The organism is Vulcanimicrobium alpinum, from assembly GCF_027923555.1.
Classification (GTDB): Bacteria; Vulcanimicrobiota; Vulcanimicrobiia; order Vulcanimicrobiales; family Vulcanimicrobiaceae; genus Vulcanimicrobium; species Vulcanimicrobium alpinum.
In genome coordinates, this window is sequence record NZ_AP025523.1 from 936,730 (window position 1) to 953,038 (window position 16,309).

Consider the following 16,309-nt stretch of genomic DNA (forward strand, 5'->3'; position numbering starts at 1 on the left):
TGGGTAGGCGGCGGCCTTGACGGCTTAACGCTAACCTATTATGAATAATATATGCCAGCGCGGTCAAGGGCGGCGGCACCCGCTGCCATGGAGGCCCCGGGTCCCCTCGACTCCTCGAAGGGCGATTTTCCCACGGAACTCTGGGGTGACCGCGTCTTTACCGGGGAAGTCAAAACCAAGACGGTGTTCCCGGCACTGGTCCTGCAGCTTCTGCACGCGCAGCCGGACAGCGGCTACGGCCTGATGCAGCGCATCGCCACCCTCGGCGGTATCTTCCCGGTTAACCCCAATACCATCTATCCGCTCCTGCGGCGGCTCGAAGATCGCGGCTTCATCCGCGGCGAGGCCGATGCGTCGACGAAACGCGGTACGACGCTGTACCGCATCACCGACGCCGGCGAAGAACGGCTCGAGCGCATCAAGCACAATTTCCGCCCCTACCTCACCAATCTGATCGCGGCGCTGCAACGGCTGCGCGGCGACTTGTACGGAGAGACGTCATGAGCACTTACCGCGCTCCGTTGCGCGACATGCAGTTCGTCCTGCGCGAATTGGCAGGCGTCGAAGAGATCGCAAAGCTTCCCGGGTACGAAGAGACGACCGACGTGCTCGACGCGATCCTCGACGAAGCGTCGACGTTCGCGACGGAGGTGCTCGACCCGATAAACCAATCGGGTGACCGCGAAGGCTGCACGTGGAACGACGGCGTCGTCACCACGCCCAAAGGCTTCAAAGAGGCGTACCACGCCTTCGCGCAGGCCGGCTGGATCGGTCTGCCGGTGCTCCCCGAATACGGCGGACAAGGGCTTCCGCAGCTGCTGCTCGGCCCGACGCTCGAGATGTGGAACGGCGCGAACGTCGGCTTCGCCAACGGTCCGCTGCTCAATCAGGGCGCAATCGAGGCGATCGAGCTATACGCGAACGACGCGTTGAAGCAGGTGTACGTGCCGAAACTCGTAAGCGGCGAGTGGAGCGGGACGATGTGTCTCACCGAGCCGCAGGCGGGCTCTGATCTCGCGCAGGTGCGCAGCACCGCGACGCCCGAGGGCGATCATTATCGCATCAAGGGGCAAAAAATCTTTATCACGTTCGGCGAGCACGACATGACGCCGAACATCATCCATCTGGTCCTTGCGCGTCTCCCCGGCGCACCCGAAGGGACGAAGGGCATCTCGATGTTCATCGTGCCGAAGGTGCTGGTGAACGCCGACGGGTCGCTCGGCGAGCGCAACGACGTCAAGTGCGCGGGCATCGAGCACAAGATGGGGATCAATGCGAACCCGACCTGCACGCTCAACTACGGCGAGAGCGGGAACGGCGCGATCGGCTACCTCGTCGGCGAAGCGAATCGCGGGCTCGAGTACATGTTCGTGATGATGAACGCCGCGCGCTTCAGCGTCGGCGTTCAAGGGCTGGCGATCGCCGATCGCGCGTATCAGCATGCCGTCGAGTACGCGAAGGAACGGATCCAGTTCCGCGACGCCGCCTCGCGCGATCCGAAGCCCGTCGCGATCATCAAGCACCCCGACGTGCGCCGCATGCTGCTCTTCTGCAAGGCCAACATCGAAGCGATGCGGGCGCTCGCGTACGTCACCGCAGCATCCCTCGATTACGCGCACAAAGCGACCGACGAGAACGTCCGCAAGGAACATAAGGCGTTCGTCGAGCTGATGATCCCGGTCGTCAAGGGCTGGCTGACCGAGAACGCCCAGACGGTGTGCTCGGTCGCGCTCCAGGTCTTCGGCGGGATGGGTTACGTCGAAGAGACGGGGATCGCGCAGCAGTACCGCGACGTGCGGATCACGACGATCTACGAAGGCACCACCGGGATCCAGGCGCTGGACCTCATCGGCCGCAAGCTGATCCGCGACATGGGCGCGTCGGCGACGAAGGTGTTCAAACAGATCTCGAAGTTCGCGAAGGAGCTCGAGTCCTCGGAGAATGCCGAGGTCAAAGCGCTCGCGCAGCCGCTCACCGACGCGACGAAGGCGCTGGCCGATACCTCGCAGTGGATCGGGATGAACGCAATGGGCGATCTGCGCAAGGCGTTCGCCAATTCGGTCCCGTTCCTGAACTTCTTTGGGATCGTCGCGGGCGGCTGGCAGCTCTTCCGCGGCGCGAAGATCGCCGCCGAGAAGCTCGCGGCCGGCGAGAACGACCCCTACTACACCGCCAAGATCCAGACCGCGACGTTCTACGCCCACAACATCCTCACGCAGTACGCGTACCTGCAGAAGCAGATCGTGGACGGTTCCGCCGGCGTGATCGCCGGCGACGACGAGATGTTCGAAGTCGAACGCCGCGCGCTCGCGACCGCGTAAGGACGAATCCGTGAACGGAAGCAACGGCGCGCACGCCGACGGCGTGCAGGTCATTACCCTCGACAATCCGCCCGTCAACGCGCTGAGCTTCGCGTACTCCGCGAGTTTGCTCCGCGAGATCGAGGCGGCGGAGGCGAATCCGGCGCTCACGACCGTCGTGATCGCCGGCGCGGGCGGCATCTTCAGCGGCGGCGCCGACGTCAACGATTTCGCGACCGAACCGACGCCCGAGACGAAAACCGTCCGCGACGTGATCGCGGCGATCGAACGCGGGACGAAGACGTACGTCGCGGCGATCGACGGCAACGCGCTGGGCGGCGGCTTCGAGCTGGCGCTGGCGTGCGACTACCGCGTCGGCACCGCGAAGGCGAAGCTCGGACTCCCCGAGATCAAACTCGGCTTGCTGCCGGGCGCCGGCGGTACCCAGCGTCTGCCGCGCCTGCTCGGTGCGAACGACGCCCTGCAATTGATGCTCAAAGGCGAGACCGTCAAAGCCGCCGATGCGAAGGCGAAGGGGATCCTCGACGAGGTCGTGGAGGGTTCGGCGAACGTCGTCGACGCGGCGAAAGCCTATGCCGGCAAGCCGCGCAACCGCATCGCGGAGCGCCAGGCGCAGCTCGGCGTGCAGGGGCTGGGCCTCTTCGCGACGCCGTTCGTCGTCGCGCAGGCGCACAAGATGGTCCCGCCGGAGACCAACGGCGGGTTCGCCGCGCACAAACTGATCGACGCGGTGCAGGCCGCGATCGAGCTGCCCTTCGAACGTGGACTCGCGCGCGAAGCGCGGCTGTTCGAAGAACTGGTCCGCTCGGCGCCGTCGGCGGCGCTGCGCCACGTCTTCTTCGGCGAGCGCGAGCTCTCCAAGATTCCGGGCCTGCCAAAGACCGAGCCGCTCGCGATCGCGAAGGCCGCGGTCATCGGCGGCGGGACGATGGGGACCGGGATCGCGATCACGTTCGCGGAGGCCGGGATCCCCGTCATCGTCGTCGAGACGAAGTCGGAAGCGGTCGAAAAAGCGCGCGAGACCGTGTTCGGGATGTTCAAGTATCAGGTCGACAAAGGCCGGCTCACGCAAGAAGAAGCGTGGACGCGCGCCAACTCGATCACCTTCGAAGAAGCCTACGAGGAGCTCGGCGACGTCGATGTCGTCGTCGAGGCCGTCTTCGAGTCGATGCCGGTGAAGAAAGAGGTCTTCGGCAAACTCGACGCGCTCACCAAACCGTCGTGCATCCTCGCGTCGAACACCTCGACGCTCGACATCGACGAGATCGCCTCGGCGACGAGGCGGCCCGACAAGGTGCTGGGCCTGCACTTCTTCGCGCCCGCGAACATCATGAAACTGCTCGAGATCGTGCGCGGGAAGGCGACGTCCGCCGAAACGCTCACGACCGGGATCGCGCTGGGCAAGAAGCTGCGCAAGGTCGGCGTCGTCTCCGGGAACGCGTTCGGCTTCATCGGCAACCGGATGCTCTTCGATTACGAAGCGCAGGCCGTCGAGCTCGCGGAAGAAGGCGTCCCGCTCGAGCGGATCGACAAGGTCATCAAGCGCGACTTCGGGATGGCGATGGGGCCGTTCGCGGTCGCTGATTTGTCGGGACTCGACGTCTACCACTTCATCTCGCAGTCGCAAGGCGGCGCGCCGCTCGGCCGGGTTCCGATCATCGCGAAGCTCGTCGAGCAAGGACGTCTCGGGCAGAAGACGATGAAGGGCTTCTTCGACTACGACAAGAGCGTCGGCAAAGGCCGCGAACCGATCGCCTCGCCCGACGTCGCGGCGCTGTTCCGCGAACTGGCCGTCGCCGCCGGCGTCCCGCAGCGCGCGGACGTCACCGACGACGAGATCCTCGCGCGCTGCATCTATCCGCTGGTCAACACCGGCGCCGAACTGTTGCGCACCGGGATCGCGTTGCGCCCCGGCGACATCGACCTGGTGTGGATCTACGGCTACGGGTTCCCGCCGCATCACGGCGGACCGATGTGGTACGCCGACGAGATCGGCGTGCGGAACGTCGTCGCGGCGATGGAGCGTTTCGGGTGGACGCCCGATCCGCTGCTCGTCGAGATCGCCCGCAGCGGCGGCACCATCGCGAACTATTCCAAGGAGTTGGCACATGCCTGAGGCGGCGATCGTCTCGGCCGCGCGCACCCCGATCGGGCGTGCGTTCCGCGGCGCTTTCAATCAAACGCACGGTGCGACGATGGCGGGTCACGTCATCGAGCACGCGGTGCAGCGCGCCGGCGTCGATCCGTCGGAAGTCGAAGACGTCGTGCTCGGCACCGGACTGCCGGAAGGCGCGACCGGCCACAACATCGGGCGTGTCGCCGCGCTGCGCGCGGGGCTTCCGCTCTCGACCGCCGGGACCACGATCAACCGCTACTGCGCGTCGGGCCTGCAGGCGATTTCGACGGCCTCGCAGCGCGTCATCGTCGACGGTGCGAAGGTGATGGTCGCGGGCGGCGTCGAGTCGATATCGCTGGTGCAGAACGAACTCAACATGAAGTCGTTCAGCGAAGAGTGGATCATGCGCCACGATCCCGACATCTACATGCCGATGCTGCAGACCGCCGACAACGTCGCAAAGCACTACAAGGTCTCGCGCGAGGCGCAGGACGCGTACTCGCTGCAGTCGCAGCAGCGCACCGCGGCGGCGCAGGCCGCCGGCAAGTTCGACGCCGAGATCGTCCCGCTGCCGACCTGGAAATACGTCGAAGACAAGGCGACCGGCACGTTCACCGAAGAGTTCGTCACGCTGACGAAGGACGAAGGCAACCGTCCCGACACGACGCTCGAAGGGCTCTCCTCGCTCAAGGGCGTGCTCTCGAAAGATTCCTCGATCACCGCCGGCAACTCATCGCAGCTCTCCGACGGCGCGGCGGCGGTCGTCGTGATGGACGCCGACGAAGCGCGCAGCCGCGGGATCCAGCCGCTCGGCTTCTATCGCGGGATGGTGGTGCGCGGTTGCGATCCCGGCGAGATGGGGATCGGGCCGGTCTTCGCGATCCCCGAGCTCCTCAAGCGTCACGGTCTCACGATCGACGACATCGGCTTGTGGGAGCTCAACGAAGCGTTCGCCGTGCAGACGATCTACTGCCGCGACACGCTGGGGATCCCCAACGAACGCTTCAACGTCGACGGCGGTGCGATCTCGATCGGCCATCCGTACGGCGTGAGCGGCGCGCGCATGGTGATGCACGCGTTGATCGAGGGCAAGCGCCAGGGCGTCAAGCACGTCGTCGTGACGATGTGCATCGGCGGCGGCATGGGAGCCGCCGGCCTCTTCGAAGTCGCCTAGTCACCCCTCGACGAGCGTGACGCGGCATTGCGCCGCACCGGCAGGTCGACGACGACGCGCGCGCCGGCGCCGGGCGTGTTCTCAATCCGCACCCTCAGCGCGAGGGCTTCGACCAGAAACAGGCCGCGGCCGCCGGTGGCCGCGGCGTCGGGGACACGGCGCAGCGATGGGATTCCGGGACCGCGGTCGGCGACGATAAGCGTCGCACCGGCTCCGCACCAAGAAACGTGCAGGCCGATCGCGCCGGGAGCATGCTTCACGACGTTGCCCACGAGTTCGCCGACGATCAGCTCGACGGCGTCGAGGTCCGACGCTTCGTCCGCTTGGGCGGCCAGGAACGAACGGATCGCACGGCGCGCGCTGAGCGCTTCCCGAGCATCCGGGGCAACCATCGACCACTCCGGTGCGTAGGTCATCGTTCCGGCTCTACCCCATTAGCGCCGAAGACCACGCAGGGTAGCCCGTGGTTATTCCGATTCGCCCTCGTTGAAAAGTTCGCCGTAGCGCGAGCGCAAATCGCGCTTGAGGAATTTGCCGACGCCCGTGCGCGGGATCGCGTCGATGAACATGATGCGATCGGGGGTCTGCCACTTCGCCAGCCGCTCGAGCATCCACGTCCGGATCGCCTCTTCGTCTTCCTCGTATCCTTCGCGCAGCACCACGGCGGCGACCGGCCGTTCCTGCCAGCGCGGATGACTGATGCCGAAGACTGCCGCCTCTTTGACGCCGGGATGGCCCATCAGCAGGTTCTCGACCTCGACCGACGAGATCCACTCGCCGCCGGACTTGATGAAATCCTTGACGCGATCGACGATCTCCATGTAGCCGTACTCGTCGACGGTCACCACGTCGCCGGTGTGGAACCAGCCGTCCGGTTCGAACGCCGTCGCGTTCGCCTCGTCGTTGTTATAGTACGAGCGCGCGATCGCGTAGCCGCGTACGAGCAGTTCGCCGCGCGCCTTGCCGTCGGCCGGCACGTCGCGGCCGTGCTCGTCGACGACACGCCACTCGACGATCGGTGAGAACTTCCCTTGCTTGTAGCGTTCGTTGCGCTGCAGTTCGGGGTCATGATCGAGCAGGCTCGTATCGGAGGCGACCGTGCCGACCGGCGACATCTCGGTCATCCCCCACGCGTGCACCGCTTTGATCCCGAGCGCAGCGAGATCGTCGAGGAGCGACTTCGGCATCGCTGCGCCGCCGATGACGATTCGCTCGACGGTGCTGAGCCGTTTCCCCGACGCCTGCAGCGCGTCGCGCACGCCCATCCACACCGTCGGTACGCCGGCCGACATCGTGACGCGTTCGCTCTCGCAGAGTTCGATGACGCCCGCCGGATCGAGCCGTTCCATCGGCATCACGAAATCGGCTCCGACCATCGGCGCCACGAACGGCGTTCCCCACGCGTTGACGTGAAAGAGCGGGACGATCGGCAGCAGCCGGTCGCGCTCGCGCACCGCAAGCGAGTCGGTGAGGCCGATCGCGAGCGCGTGCAGGTACGTCGAGCGGTGCGAGTAGAGAACGCCTTTGGGATCTCCCGTCGTCGCTGACGTGTAGCAGAGGATCGCCGCCGCGCGCTCGTCGAGTTCCGGCCAGGCGAACGTCTCGGGTTCACCGGCGAGCAGCGTCTCGTAGTCGTGCGCGCCCTCGAGCGGTTCCGTCCCTTCGCCCATCACCACGAACGCGCGGTCTGCGTGCGGATCGAGGGCGATCGCCGGCTTGAGCGCCTTCACCAGCGATGCATCGACGAACACCGCGCGGTCGCCCGCGTGGTCGAGCACGTAGGCCGCCTGATCGGGAAACAGCCGGATGTTCACGGTGTGCAGCACCGCGCCGATCATCGGGACCGCGTAATAGAGCTCGAGATGACGATGCCCGTTCCAGGCAAACGATGCGACGCGATCGCCGGGACCGATGCCGAGTTTACGCAGCGCGTGTGCGAGTTTTGCGACACGCGCGGCGAACTGCACGTACGTGAAGCGGACGATGCCCGCTCCGTCGCGCGAGATGACCTGCTTGCGCGGATGCGAGCGCATGGCGTGTTCGAGGATGTTGCGGATCAGCAGCGGCTGCTCCGACATGGTCGAAGCGATCGTCGCGCCCGGGGCCGGTGAGGGGATCGTCTCCATGGCCCCCGCTTGCAGAGTCACCCGGCGCAAATCCTTCGCCGCCGGGCGGGGTCAGGCGGCGCGGCGGAACAGCGCCCGCAGCGCCTCGTCGAGTTCGGGGTGGCGGAAGACGTAGCCGGTCGCCTGCGTCCGCTCGGGGATGACGCACTGCCCTTCGTTGATCACCACCGCGCCTTCGCCGAGCAGCATCGTTCCCGCGAACGCCGGCATCGGTGCGAGCGTCGGGCGGCCGAGCGCGCGGCCGAGCGCGTGGGTGAAGTCGCGGTTGGTGACGGGGTTGGGTGCCGTGGCGTTGAGAACGCCGTCCGCGCCGTCGATCGCGTGCAAATAGATCCCGATCTGGTCGTCGATCGAGATCCACGAGTACCACTGCGCGCCGCTGGCGACGACGCCGCCCAGACCGAAGCGGAAGATCGGGAGCAGCTTCGCCAGCACGCCGCCGTCGGAGCCGAGGACCAGGCCGGTGCGCACCTTCGCGACGCGCATCCCGAGGCCGGCGGCGGTGTCGGAGGCCGCTTCCCAGTCGACGCACAGCCGGGCCAGGAAGTCGGAGCCGGGCGGGCTCGCCTCCGTGAACCGCGCGGTTCGGCTGGTGCCGTAGTAGCCGACGGCCGACGCGCTGACGTACGCGCGCGGCCGGGATTCGACGCGCGCCAGCGCCGCCAGATACGCACGCGGCGCGTCGACGCGCGAGGTCACCATCGCGCGCTTCGCCTCGTCGGTCCAGCGAACCGAGACGGGCGCACCGGCGAGGTTGACGACGACGTCGCTGCCTGCACTCGCGTCGGCGGCGCGGGCCGGGTCGCGCAGGCTCGCGGTCACGACGACATCGCCGCGCGCGCGTAGCGCCGCGGCGAGGTGGCGGCCGATGAAGCCGGAGGCTCCGAGAATGGTGACGCGCATCGTTGATTCGACGCCGCGGCGGCGGACCGCACTCCGCACCGCGTCGACGGCGCTACGGCTTCGGACTTCCGGCCGGGCTCGGGACCGGACTCTGCGGCGGCGCCGCCGGATTGTTCGGAATCGTTCCGGGGGCACCCGGCGCGGTCGCCGCGGGCAACGGCACCGGCGCGGCGGATGCCGGCGCGGTCGTCATCGGCATCGGCATCGAACCGTGCGGCATCGCGCCGCCCATCGCGCCGTGCGGCATCGTGCCGCCCATCGCCCCGTGCGACATATGGCCGTTCATCATCATGTGGCCTGCGCTCATGTGCGCGCGATGCATCGCCTCGGCGCGGCATACGTACACGCCCTTGCCCCTGCCGAACATCGCCGAACTCTTCGCGTAGACGGCATGCATCGCCGGCACGTACCACATGACCGGTCCGGTTGCTGCCGTGCAGTGCGGCATCGTCGCTTTGGTCGCCGCGCCGGCCGCGCCCGGCAGTGCCGCGTTCGACGCCAACACCGCGCTCGCAATTGCCGAGAGAAGCTTGCCCATCGAGTCGATCCTCCGTTGGCCATGTGCTCGTGCAGGGATCGTGCTAAGCGTCGACCGCCCGGCGTCTAGCGCAAGAACCGGGCCGGCGCATCGGGCGCGGAGGCGTCCCGGCGAGCGCGCCCTGGGACGCTTGCAGGTCGAGGCCGCGCAGGCGGCCGGAGCCCCAGGAGCCCGGCCGCGGCGGCGAGGGCGGCGACGCGCAGACGGCTTGGTGACTCGTGCTACGATAATCGGCCGGCGGAGCGCCTAGAGTAAGGCTACTGCAGGTTGCGGAGGACGGCGATGGCGCTGAAGAACCGGCTCGCGAAGCTGATCATCGACCCGGCGTTCCGCCATCCGGGCTTCTTGAAGTTCGTGTTCGCGGTCGACGACCTCACCGGGATCGACGTCGTGAAGGCGCTGGCGCCGTTCAAAATGCTCCCCGCCTCCAAGCAGCTGTTCAGCCGGTGCTTCGCGCACTTCGTCTCGGGCGAAGAGATTTCGCTGGCCGCCGCGACCGAGCTCTCGACGTGCGCGCCCGCCTACGCCGAGCACAAATATCTGCTGCTGCAGGCGAGCGAAGAGCGCACCCATCTCGAACACTTCCGCGACAAGCTGGCGCAGTTCGGCTTGGGCGAAGCCCAACTCAACCGCTACGTCGCGCCGGCGTTCGCGCGCTTCGGTTCGCTGATCCGCGAACGGACCGGGCGCGGCGACTACGTCGCCGGCGTCATCGGCAACAACGTCGTCGTCGAGGGCTTGGCGATCTGCCTGCTCGAGCTGGGCTGCCGCGAGATGCGCGCGAACAGCGACGAGATCTCCGCGTTCATGGACTTCGTGCTCGAAGACGAACGCCACCACGTCCGGTTCGGCGAGCGAACGCTCAAGAAGCTTCACGAGAGCGACGCGATCGACCACGCCGCGGCGGAAGACTTCTACGGCCGCATGTGGGACACGACGCGCGACGTCATCAACGACATCCCCGACGTGCTCGACGCGATGGACCTTTCGCCTGCTCCGTTGCTCCGCGATGTGAAAGCATTTTACGACGCGCGCCTTGCCGCGGCGGGACTCGTTTTCGCGGTCTGACGCTAAGAAACGGCGGCGGTGTTGCCGAACATCGGGAGATGGCTACCGGCGTCGCGCTCAACACGTGCGTCTTTCTCTTTGCTTTCGCGTCGATGTTTCTGCTCGGCGGAAAGCGTCCGCTGCTCGCACTTTCGACGCGCGGCCTGCTCGTCGTGCTGCTCGGCCTGGGCTTCACGTACGTCCTCGCCGCCGACGCGTGGTACCGTCCGTACGTCGGCGTCGCGACGCTGATCGCGAACGTTCTGTTCGTCGCGTTCGCGGCGATCGATTTCCGCAACTGGCAGAATCGGCGCGCGGGCGAGCGCTAGCCCAGCGCGCTGAGCAGCGCGGCGCTCTCGCGATCGAGGCGCTGCTCGAACACTTTGGGATGCGTGAGGTAGAAGACGCACATCGCCTGTACGACGTAGGAATGACTCGTCGCGTCGGCGAGCGTTTGGACGCGCGCAAGCGTCGCGCGCACCAGGCGCCTCAGCGCGATCACCGCCTCTGCTGAATCGGCGTAACACGCGACGAAGTTCAACTCGCCGTGTTCGCGGTCTTCGGCCTGATCGATGAAATAATCGAGCAGGATGTGGATCGCGGAGACGCCGGGGAAATAAGCGGCGACCGTGGCGTCGATCTCGTGCGGCGCGAGCGTGTCGCGAGCGGCGAGTTCGATCAGCGCAAAGACCGGGAGCGACGACCCGCACGCCGCCGCGAACTCCCACCACGCGAGGCCGGGGAAGCGTTCGCGGTTGCGCGCGTACCACGCATCGCAGGCGCGTTCGCGCTCGCCGGCGGGACCGTGCTTGAGCACCTGCAATTCGGCATAGTACCGAGCAACGTCGACGAGCGTCTCGCGGACCGCGCCGTAGTGAGGCAGCGTCCGCAGCAGCCCGCGCGACCGTTCGACGAGCGCCCGCAGGTAGCCGCCGTCGTCCCCGGCCGGACCGTCGCGATAGTAGTCGTGGAGCGGCCGGCGGTCGTCGAGCGCATCGAGCAGCGATTCGTGCAGCGAGGCGAAGCCGCGCTGCGAGACGCCAGGCAGGCGATCGCACAGGTTGTCGAGATAGTCGTAGATCGTCTCGACGGCGGCGACGATCGCGATGTAGTGGTTCGCGCGCTCGCCGCGCATGAACGTCGCGAGGATCGCACCGCCCTGCACGTGATAGGCCTTGTGATCGATCGACGCCAGCGCCTGTTCGCGCAGCGCGGCGTCCGGGATCGCCTCCGCGCGCACGCGGATGTCGGCGAGTTCGCGGCTCGCGCGCGGGATCACGGTCGCGACGAAACGCGCAGTCGCGTACCAGCCGCGGGGACCGAGCGCGAGAAAACGCCGCACCCGCGTCGGACGGCTGAAGACGGTCGCGATCGTCGTGCGGACGTCGCGCCAGAGCGCGTCCGGCACCGCGAACACGCCACGCAGTTTAGATCCCACCGACGAAGCCTCCCGGCGCGAGCGTTCCGTGCGGATCGAAGCGCGCTTTGAGCGCGCGCATCGTCCCGATCGTCGACGGCGCCGTTCCCCACGCGTCGATCTCGACGCCGGCGGGAAGATGCGACGCGACGATCTGCGCGCGGCCGAGCACGTCGCGCAGGCGCGCAACGCCGCGTGCGAGCGCGCCTGCGTCTCCTGCGATCCCCGCGACGACGTCGCCGGTCAGCAGGTCCGCGAGCGTGCGGACCGGCACGTTCGCGCCGAGCGCCGTGCGCGCGGCCTCGGCACGGTGCACCGCTTCGGAAGGAAGACCGCGCGCGAGCAGCGTCACCTCCTGTCCGTCGGCGGGTGCGACGACGGAGTCGATCGCGCGCTGAAACACCGCGGCGGCATCCGCTCCGTCGAGGATCCGCGTCTCGGCGACGCCGGCGGCGCCGAGCGTCGAGCGGTAGTCGCGCACGCCGCGTTCGACGGAACTCTCCGACCCTTCGAAGAGCGCGACGATCTCGGGCCGGTGATCGCCCCGCGCGTCCCCGTCGAGCAGCGCCGCGAAACCGTCGCGGATCAGCAGCGCGACCGGCGGCACCATCAGCGCGTGAAGGCCGGCGTCGAGGCGCTCGCGCGACCCGGGATCGAAACGCGAGACGGCGAACCGTCGCGCCGGCGGCATCGGCAGCACCTTGAAGTTTGCGCGCACGAACGCGCCGAGCGTCCCGTGCGAGCCGACGTACAGCTTGCCCATGTCGTAGCCGGTGACGTTTTTCACCACCATCCCGCCGCTCGCGGCCAGCGTGCCGTCGGCGAGCGCGACCGTGCTGCCGATGAGCAGATCCCGCGCGCGACCGTATGCGCTGCGGCGCGGTCCGGTCCAGCCGGCCGCGAGCGTTCCTCCGATCGTTGCGCGCGCCGGAAACGGGGCGTCGAGCGGGAGGAACTGTCCGTGCTGCGCGAGCGTCTCCGCCAGCGCAGCGAGGGTCATCCCGGCGCCGGCGCCGATCGTGAGATCGCGCGGATCGTAGGAATGCACCGCGCACAGACGCGTGGTCGCGATGACGGCGTCGCAGCGGCGCGGCGGGTTGGCGGCGGCGAGCAGCGTCCCGCCGCCGCGCACGAGCACGGCCTCCCCGGCGTCGGCGGCCGCGCGCAGCGCCGCCGCGAGTTCGCCGGCATCTGCCGGTTCGACGACGCGCGGTGCCGACTTCGGCGAGCCGGCGATCATGCGTGCACGGGCGGACCGACTTCGCCGCAGCGTGCGCCGGCCGGAAAGATCTTGTCGGGATTGAACGCGCGCGCCGGATCGAATACGGCGCGCACATTTCCCATCGCGGCGAGATCGTCGGGGGAGAAGACGAGCGAAAGCGACTCTTTCTTCTCGTAGCCGATCCCGTGCTCGCCGCTGATCGTCCCGCCCATCGCGATGCAGGTGCGCAGAATCTCGGTTCCCGCGGCGACGACGGCGTCGACTTGACGGCGCTCGCGGCGGTCGAAGATCAGCAGCGGATGGAGATTGCCGTCGCCGGCGTGAAAGACGTTGCCGACCGGAAGCTGATGATCGCGCGCGATCGCGTCGATTTCGTGCATCACCTCGGGGAGGCGCGTGCGCGGGACGCACGCGTCCTGGATGTAGTAGTTGGGCGCGATCCGGCCGATCGCGCCGGCGGCGCCTTTGCGCGCGGCCCACAGCGCGTCGCACTCGGCCTGATCGCGCGCGGCGCGCCACGAGAGCGCGCCGTGGTCTTTCGCGATGCGCGCCAGCAGCGCTTCGCCGGCGGCGACGTCATCGTGCGTGCCGGCGAGTTCCGCGAGCAGGACGGCGCCCGCGTTCTCCGGATAGCCGGCGTGGTAATGCGCTTCGACGGCGCGCGTGATCAGCGCGTCCATGATCTCCAGCGCCGTCGGGACGATCCCGGCGCCGATGATCGCGGAGACCGCCTCCGACGCCGACTCGACGTCGGCGAACGCGGCGACGCAGACCCGCACCGCCTCCGGCACGGTCATCAGCCGCACGTCGACCTCCGTGATCACGCCGAGGGTTCCTTCGGAGCCGACCAGGACGCCGGTGAGATCGTATCCCGGATCGTCCAGCGAGACGCGGTGGACGGCGCCGTGCGTGTCGACGTATTCGAGCCCGAGGACGTGATTGGTCGTCGTGCCGTATCTCAGGCAGTGCGCGCCGCCCGCATTGGTGCCGACGTTGCCGCCGATCGTCGAGATCTTCTGACTCGACGGATCGGGGGCGTAAAACACTCCCTGGCTCGCGATCGCGTGCGAGAGTTCCAGGTTGATCAGGCCCGGCTGGACGCGTGCGCGCCGATTGCGCACGTCGAGCTCGAGCAGCCGGTTCATCCGCGCGAACGAGATCACCAGACCGCCGCGCGAGGGGACCGCGCCGCCGCACAAGCCCGTTCCGGCGCCGCGCGGGACGACGGGTTCGCCGCATTCCCGTGCGATCGCGATCGCGCGCGCGACCTCGCGCGCGTTGCGCGGGATGACGGCCGCCGCCGGGAGCCGGTCTTCGCTGTATGCGTCGAACGCGAACACGGCAAGGTCCTCGGGCTCGGTACGGACCACGTCCGGGCCGAGTGCCTCCAGCAGACGCGAGGTGAAGGCGCTCACGCATCTGCGCTACGGAGGGCGAACGGGAAGTTCCTGGAACGAAAACTGCCTGGTGTTCTTCTGGCGCCGATCGAAGCGCCGCAAACCGCCGGTACGCGCGACGATCATGGAGCTGCAGCGCCGCAGCTATCGTGCTGCGGGCGAGTTTCCGGTCGTCTACACCGTCAAGGGCCGCAGCGGGAACCATAATGCGCTCGCGAATTATCTTTCGGCCGGCGGCCTGCGGCTCATCGGTGACGAAGAGGCTTGCACCGGACGCGCTCCTCGAAACGCGCTTTACGCTTCCCGACGAGCTGATCCGCGGCGTGCAGCTGGAGAAGGAGATCGTCCAGACGACGGCGCTCGATCCGCACGCGCAAGGTCATGGTGCCGCCGGAACCGTTCGGGGAGATCGTGCTGCAGGGCCGCGTCGTCGCGCTCTTCGACCGCACGCGCGTCGCGTTCGTCCACGGCGTGCGCTTCGAGAACCTCTCCGATCGCGACGCCGCTGAACTCGAACGCTTCATCCATCTGTGGCAGGTCCGTCAATTGCGCGCGCGCGTCCCAGCGCGGCCTCTGAAGCGGTCGCCCCGGCCGCGGCTACTCAGTTTTGAGTATGCCCGCCTCCGCGGCGGCCGGCGCATCCTCCGACGAGGAGGAGAAGGAGATGGATTACAAGCGCTTCCTTGCGGTGCCGCTGGCGCTGCTGTTCGTTGCGATCTCGGCGTGTACGGGCGGTGGCCGCTCGGGCAGCACGAGCCCGGTGCCGCAATCACGCGCCCGCGCCGACGCCGCGAGCCTTACCGACACGTCGATCAACCTCGACCTCACCGCCGACGCTCCGGCGACGCAGAGCAGCGGCAGCGGCTCGGGGACCTCGTCGATGCCGTTCCCGCCGGTGCCGGATTCCGACCCCTTTTACGCGCAGCCCTCGCCGTTCCCGAACCTCAAACCGGGGACGATCCTGGCCTCGCGCGCAGTCACGTACGCACCCGATGCCGTGCCCCAGCCGAACCCGGCATGGCAGATCGAGTTCGTCTCGCGCAACCTGCGAGGCAACCCGATCGCCTCGGTAGCGACGGTCGTGCGGCCGCTGGTCCCGTTCGGCGGCGGCGCGCAGCCGCTCGTCGCGGTGCCCTACTACGAGAACTCGCTGGGGTCGAAATGCGCACCCTCGCACTCCACGACCGGCTCGACCGCGAACAACCCCAGCAATACCTAGGGTTCGTTCCCGCTGCAAGGTCTCGCGCAGGGGATGACGCTGGTCTTCCCCGACCATCTCGGTCCGTACACGGAGTAGGTGTCGCGCTGCTGCACGCGCGCGTCACGCTCGACGCGATTCGCGCCGCGCCGGCGTTCACGCCGCTCGAACTCAACGCGTCATCGCCGGTCGGCATCGAAGGCTACTCCGGCGGCGCGATCGCGACCGCGTGGGCGGCGACGATCCGCAAGGCGTACGCTCCAAAGATGAACGTCGTCGGCGTCGCATCGGGCGGCACGCCGGCGAACTTCAAAGACGTCCTCGAACAGTTCGACAACAACACCGCGGCCAACGCGCTCTCCTCGATCGGCCTCGATCTGATGCTCGGCATCAACGGCGCGTGGCCGAGTTTCCTCACGCCGTATCTCAATCAGAAAGGGATCGACGCGGCGAACGCGCTCAAGGACGGCTGCGGCGGCCAGCTTTCACAGACGGGTGCAGACGTGCCGACCGGACACTTCGCCGACTACACCAACGTCGCCGATCCGCTGAACGTGTCGACGATCGACGCGATCCTCCCGAAGAACGATCTGCCGAACGGCCGCAACCCGATCGATCCGATCTACGTGTATCACTCGCAGGTCGACGAACTGGTGCCGATCGGCGACACCAACTCGCTCGTGCGCACCTGGTGCGCCGCGGGCGTGCACGTCGCGTACTATCGCGGCCTGCAGGGCGATCACGTGAGCTTCGACGCGACGATGGCGCCCACGGTCTTCACCTACCTCGCGTCGCGTTTCCGCGGCGGTCCGGAAGCGACGCCGGCCGGGACGACGACGTGCAACTAAGC

The 16,309-nt window shown here is 68.0% G+C and carries 15 protein-coding genes; 8 read left to right on the plus strand and 7 right to left on the minus strand.

What is annotated here, in order from left to right:
* Positions 1 to 87 precede the first annotated feature (87 nt).
* Genes WPS_RS04615 through WPS_RS04630 form a run of 4 tightly spaced genes read left to right on the plus strand, consistent with a single transcriptional unit; the run spans position 88 to position 5,611 of the window.
* Positions 88 to 504 carry a PadR family transcriptional regulator gene (locus WPS_RS04615; RefSeq protein WP_317996679.1) on the plus strand — a complete coding sequence of 139 codons (417 nt, stop codon included), beginning with the start codon at positions 88 to 90 and terminating at the stop codon, positions 502 to 504.
* On the plus strand, positions 501 to 2,321 hold the full coding sequence (locus WPS_RS04620; RefSeq protein ID WP_317996680.1) for an acyl-CoA dehydrogenase C-terminal domain-containing protein: 1,821 nt from the start codon (positions 501 to 503) through the stop codon (positions 2,319 to 2,321). Before WPS_RS04615 ends, WPS_RS04620 begins: the two co-directional genes overlap by 4 nt.
* 10 nt (positions 2,322 to 2,331) lie before the next feature.
* Positions 2,332 to 4,437, plus strand: a complete 2,106-nt coding sequence (locus WPS_RS04625) for a 3-hydroxyacyl-CoA dehydrogenase NAD-binding domain-containing protein (protein ID WP_317996681.1) — start codon at positions 2,332 to 2,334, stop codon at positions 4,435 to 4,437.
* Positions 4,430 to 5,611: an acetyl-CoA C-acyltransferase gene (locus WPS_RS04630; protein WP_317996682.1), complete on the plus strand. Its 1,182-nt coding sequence runs from the start codon at positions 4,430 to 4,432 to the stop codon at positions 5,609 to 5,611. The genes WPS_RS04625 and WPS_RS04630 overlap by 8 nt, the downstream gene beginning before the upstream one ends.
* Here the strand turns inward: WPS_RS04630 and WPS_RS04635 are convergent.
* The 4 genes from WPS_RS04635 to WPS_RS04650 are packed head-to-tail and all read right to left on the minus strand — an operon-like array spanning position 5,608 to position 9,178.
* Positions 5,608 to 6,027 (minus strand): ATP-binding protein, encoded by a 420-nt coding sequence (locus WPS_RS04635; RefSeq protein ID WP_317996683.1) that lies wholly within the window; start codon positions 6,025 to 6,027, stop codon positions 5,608 to 5,610. The genes WPS_RS04630 and WPS_RS04635 overlap by 4 nt on opposite strands.
* 51 nt (positions 6,028 to 6,078) lie before the next feature.
* Positions 6,079 to 7,758, minus strand: a complete 1,680-nt coding sequence (locus WPS_RS04640; protein ID WP_317996684.1) for a long-chain fatty acid--CoA ligase — start codon at positions 7,756 to 7,758, stop codon at positions 6,079 to 6,081.
* Between the two features lie 30 nt (positions 7,759 to 7,788).
* Entirely contained in the window at positions 7,789 to 8,640 is an 852-nt protein-coding gene (locus WPS_RS04645; RefSeq protein WP_317996685.1) for a TIGR01777 family oxidoreductase, read from the minus strand.
* A 52-nt stretch (positions 8,641 to 8,692) separates the two neighbouring features.
* Entirely contained in the window at positions 8,693 to 9,178 is a 486-nt protein-coding gene (locus WPS_RS04650; protein ID WP_317996686.1) for a hypothetical protein, read from the minus strand.
* A 282-nt stretch (positions 9,179 to 9,460) separates the two neighbouring features.
* Between WPS_RS04650 and WPS_RS04655 the strand changes: the two genes are divergently transcribed.
* Entirely contained in the window at positions 9,461 to 10,246 is a 786-nt protein-coding gene (locus WPS_RS04655) for a long-chain fatty aldehyde decarbonylase (protein ID WP_317996687.1), read from the plus strand.
* A 38-nt stretch (positions 10,247 to 10,284) separates the two neighbouring features.
* The gene (locus tag WPS_RS04660; RefSeq protein ID WP_317996688.1) at positions 10,285 to 10,554 is read left to right on the plus strand and encodes a hypothetical protein; all 270 of its coding nucleotides are present in this window, start codon (positions 10,285 to 10,287) and stop codon (positions 10,552 to 10,554) included.
* Here WPS_RS04660 and WPS_RS04665 read toward each other — a convergent pair.
* Genes WPS_RS04665 through WPS_RS04675 form a run of 3 tightly spaced genes read right to left on the minus strand, consistent with a single transcriptional unit; the run spans position 10,551 to position 14,279 of the window.
* Complete coding sequence (locus WPS_RS04665) at positions 10,551 to 11,642, minus strand: DUF2600 family protein (RefSeq protein WP_317996689.1); 1,092 nt, start codon at positions 11,640 to 11,642, stop codon at positions 10,551 to 10,553. The genes WPS_RS04660 and WPS_RS04665 overlap by 4 nt on opposite strands.
* A gap of 10 nt (positions 11,643 to 11,652) precedes the next feature.
* Positions 11,653 to 12,882: an FAD-binding oxidoreductase gene (locus tag WPS_RS04670; RefSeq protein ID WP_317996690.1), complete on the minus strand. Its 1,230-nt coding sequence runs from the start codon at positions 12,880 to 12,882 to the stop codon at positions 11,653 to 11,655.
* Positions 12,879 to 14,279, minus strand: coding sequence for an FAD-binding oxidoreductase (locus tag WPS_RS04675; protein WP_317996691.1), 1,401 nt, complete (start codon positions 14,277 to 14,279; stop codon positions 12,879 to 12,881). Before WPS_RS04675 ends, WPS_RS04670 begins: the two co-directional genes overlap by 4 nt.
* 595 nt (positions 14,280 to 14,874) lie before the next feature.
* Here WPS_RS04675 and WPS_RS04680 point away from each other — a divergent pair.
* Together WPS_RS04680 and WPS_RS04685 are read left to right on the plus strand one after the other, a co-directional pair.
* Positions 14,875 to 15,480, plus strand: a complete 606-nt coding sequence (locus WPS_RS04680) for a hypothetical protein (protein WP_317996692.1) — start codon at positions 14,875 to 14,877, stop codon at positions 15,478 to 15,480.
* On the plus strand, positions 15,423 to 16,307 hold the full coding sequence (locus WPS_RS04685) for a lipase family protein (protein ID WP_317996693.1): 885 nt from the start codon (positions 15,423 to 15,425) through the stop codon (positions 16,305 to 16,307). Before WPS_RS04680 ends, WPS_RS04685 begins: the two co-directional genes overlap by 58 nt.
* The last annotated feature ends 2 nt before the right edge of the window (positions 16,308 to 16,309 follow it).

Excerpts from the sequence above, each read along its gene's own strand:
- WPS_RS04615 (WP_317996679.1), top strand. The coding sequence starts at position 88 with ATGGAGGCCCCGGGTCCCCTCGACTCCTCGAAGGGCGATTTTCCCACG.
- WPS_RS04650 (WP_317996686.1), bottom strand. The coding sequence starts at position 9,178 with ATGGGCAAGCTTCTCTCGGCAATTGCGAGCGCGGTGTTGGCGTCGAAC.
- WPS_RS04685 (WP_317996693.1), top strand. The coding sequence starts at position 15,423 with ATGCGCACCCTCGCACTCCACGACCGGCTCGACCGCGAACAACCCCAG.
- WPS_RS04660 (WP_317996688.1), top strand. The coding sequence starts at position 10,285 with ATGGCTACCGGCGTCGCGCTCAACACGTGCGTCTTTCTCTTTGCTTTC.
- WPS_RS04680 (WP_317996692.1), top strand. The coding sequence starts at position 14,875 with ATGCCCGCCTCCGCGGCGGCCGGCGCATCCTCCGACGAGGAGGAGAAG.
- WPS_RS04620 (WP_317996680.1), top strand. The coding sequence starts at position 501 with ATGAGCACTTACCGCGCTCCGTTGCGCGACATGCAGTTCGTCCTGCGC.
- WPS_RS04645 (WP_317996685.1), bottom strand. The coding sequence starts at position 8,640 with ATGCGCGTCACCATTCTCGGAGCCTCCGGCTTCATCGGCCGCCACCTC.
- WPS_RS04630 (WP_317996682.1), top strand. The coding sequence starts at position 4,430 with ATGCCTGAGGCGGCGATCGTCTCGGCCGCGCGCACCCCGATCGGGCGT.
- WPS_RS04635 (WP_317996683.1), bottom strand. The coding sequence starts at position 6,027 with ATGACCTACGCACCGGAGTGGTCGATGGTTGCCCCGGATGCTCGGGAA.
- WPS_RS04670 (WP_317996690.1), bottom strand. The coding sequence starts at position 12,882 with ATGATCGCCGGCTCGCCGAAGTCGGCACCGCGCGTCGTCGAACCGGCA.
- WPS_RS04655 (WP_317996687.1), top strand. The coding sequence starts at position 9,461 with ATGGCGCTGAAGAACCGGCTCGCGAAGCTGATCATCGACCCGGCGTTC.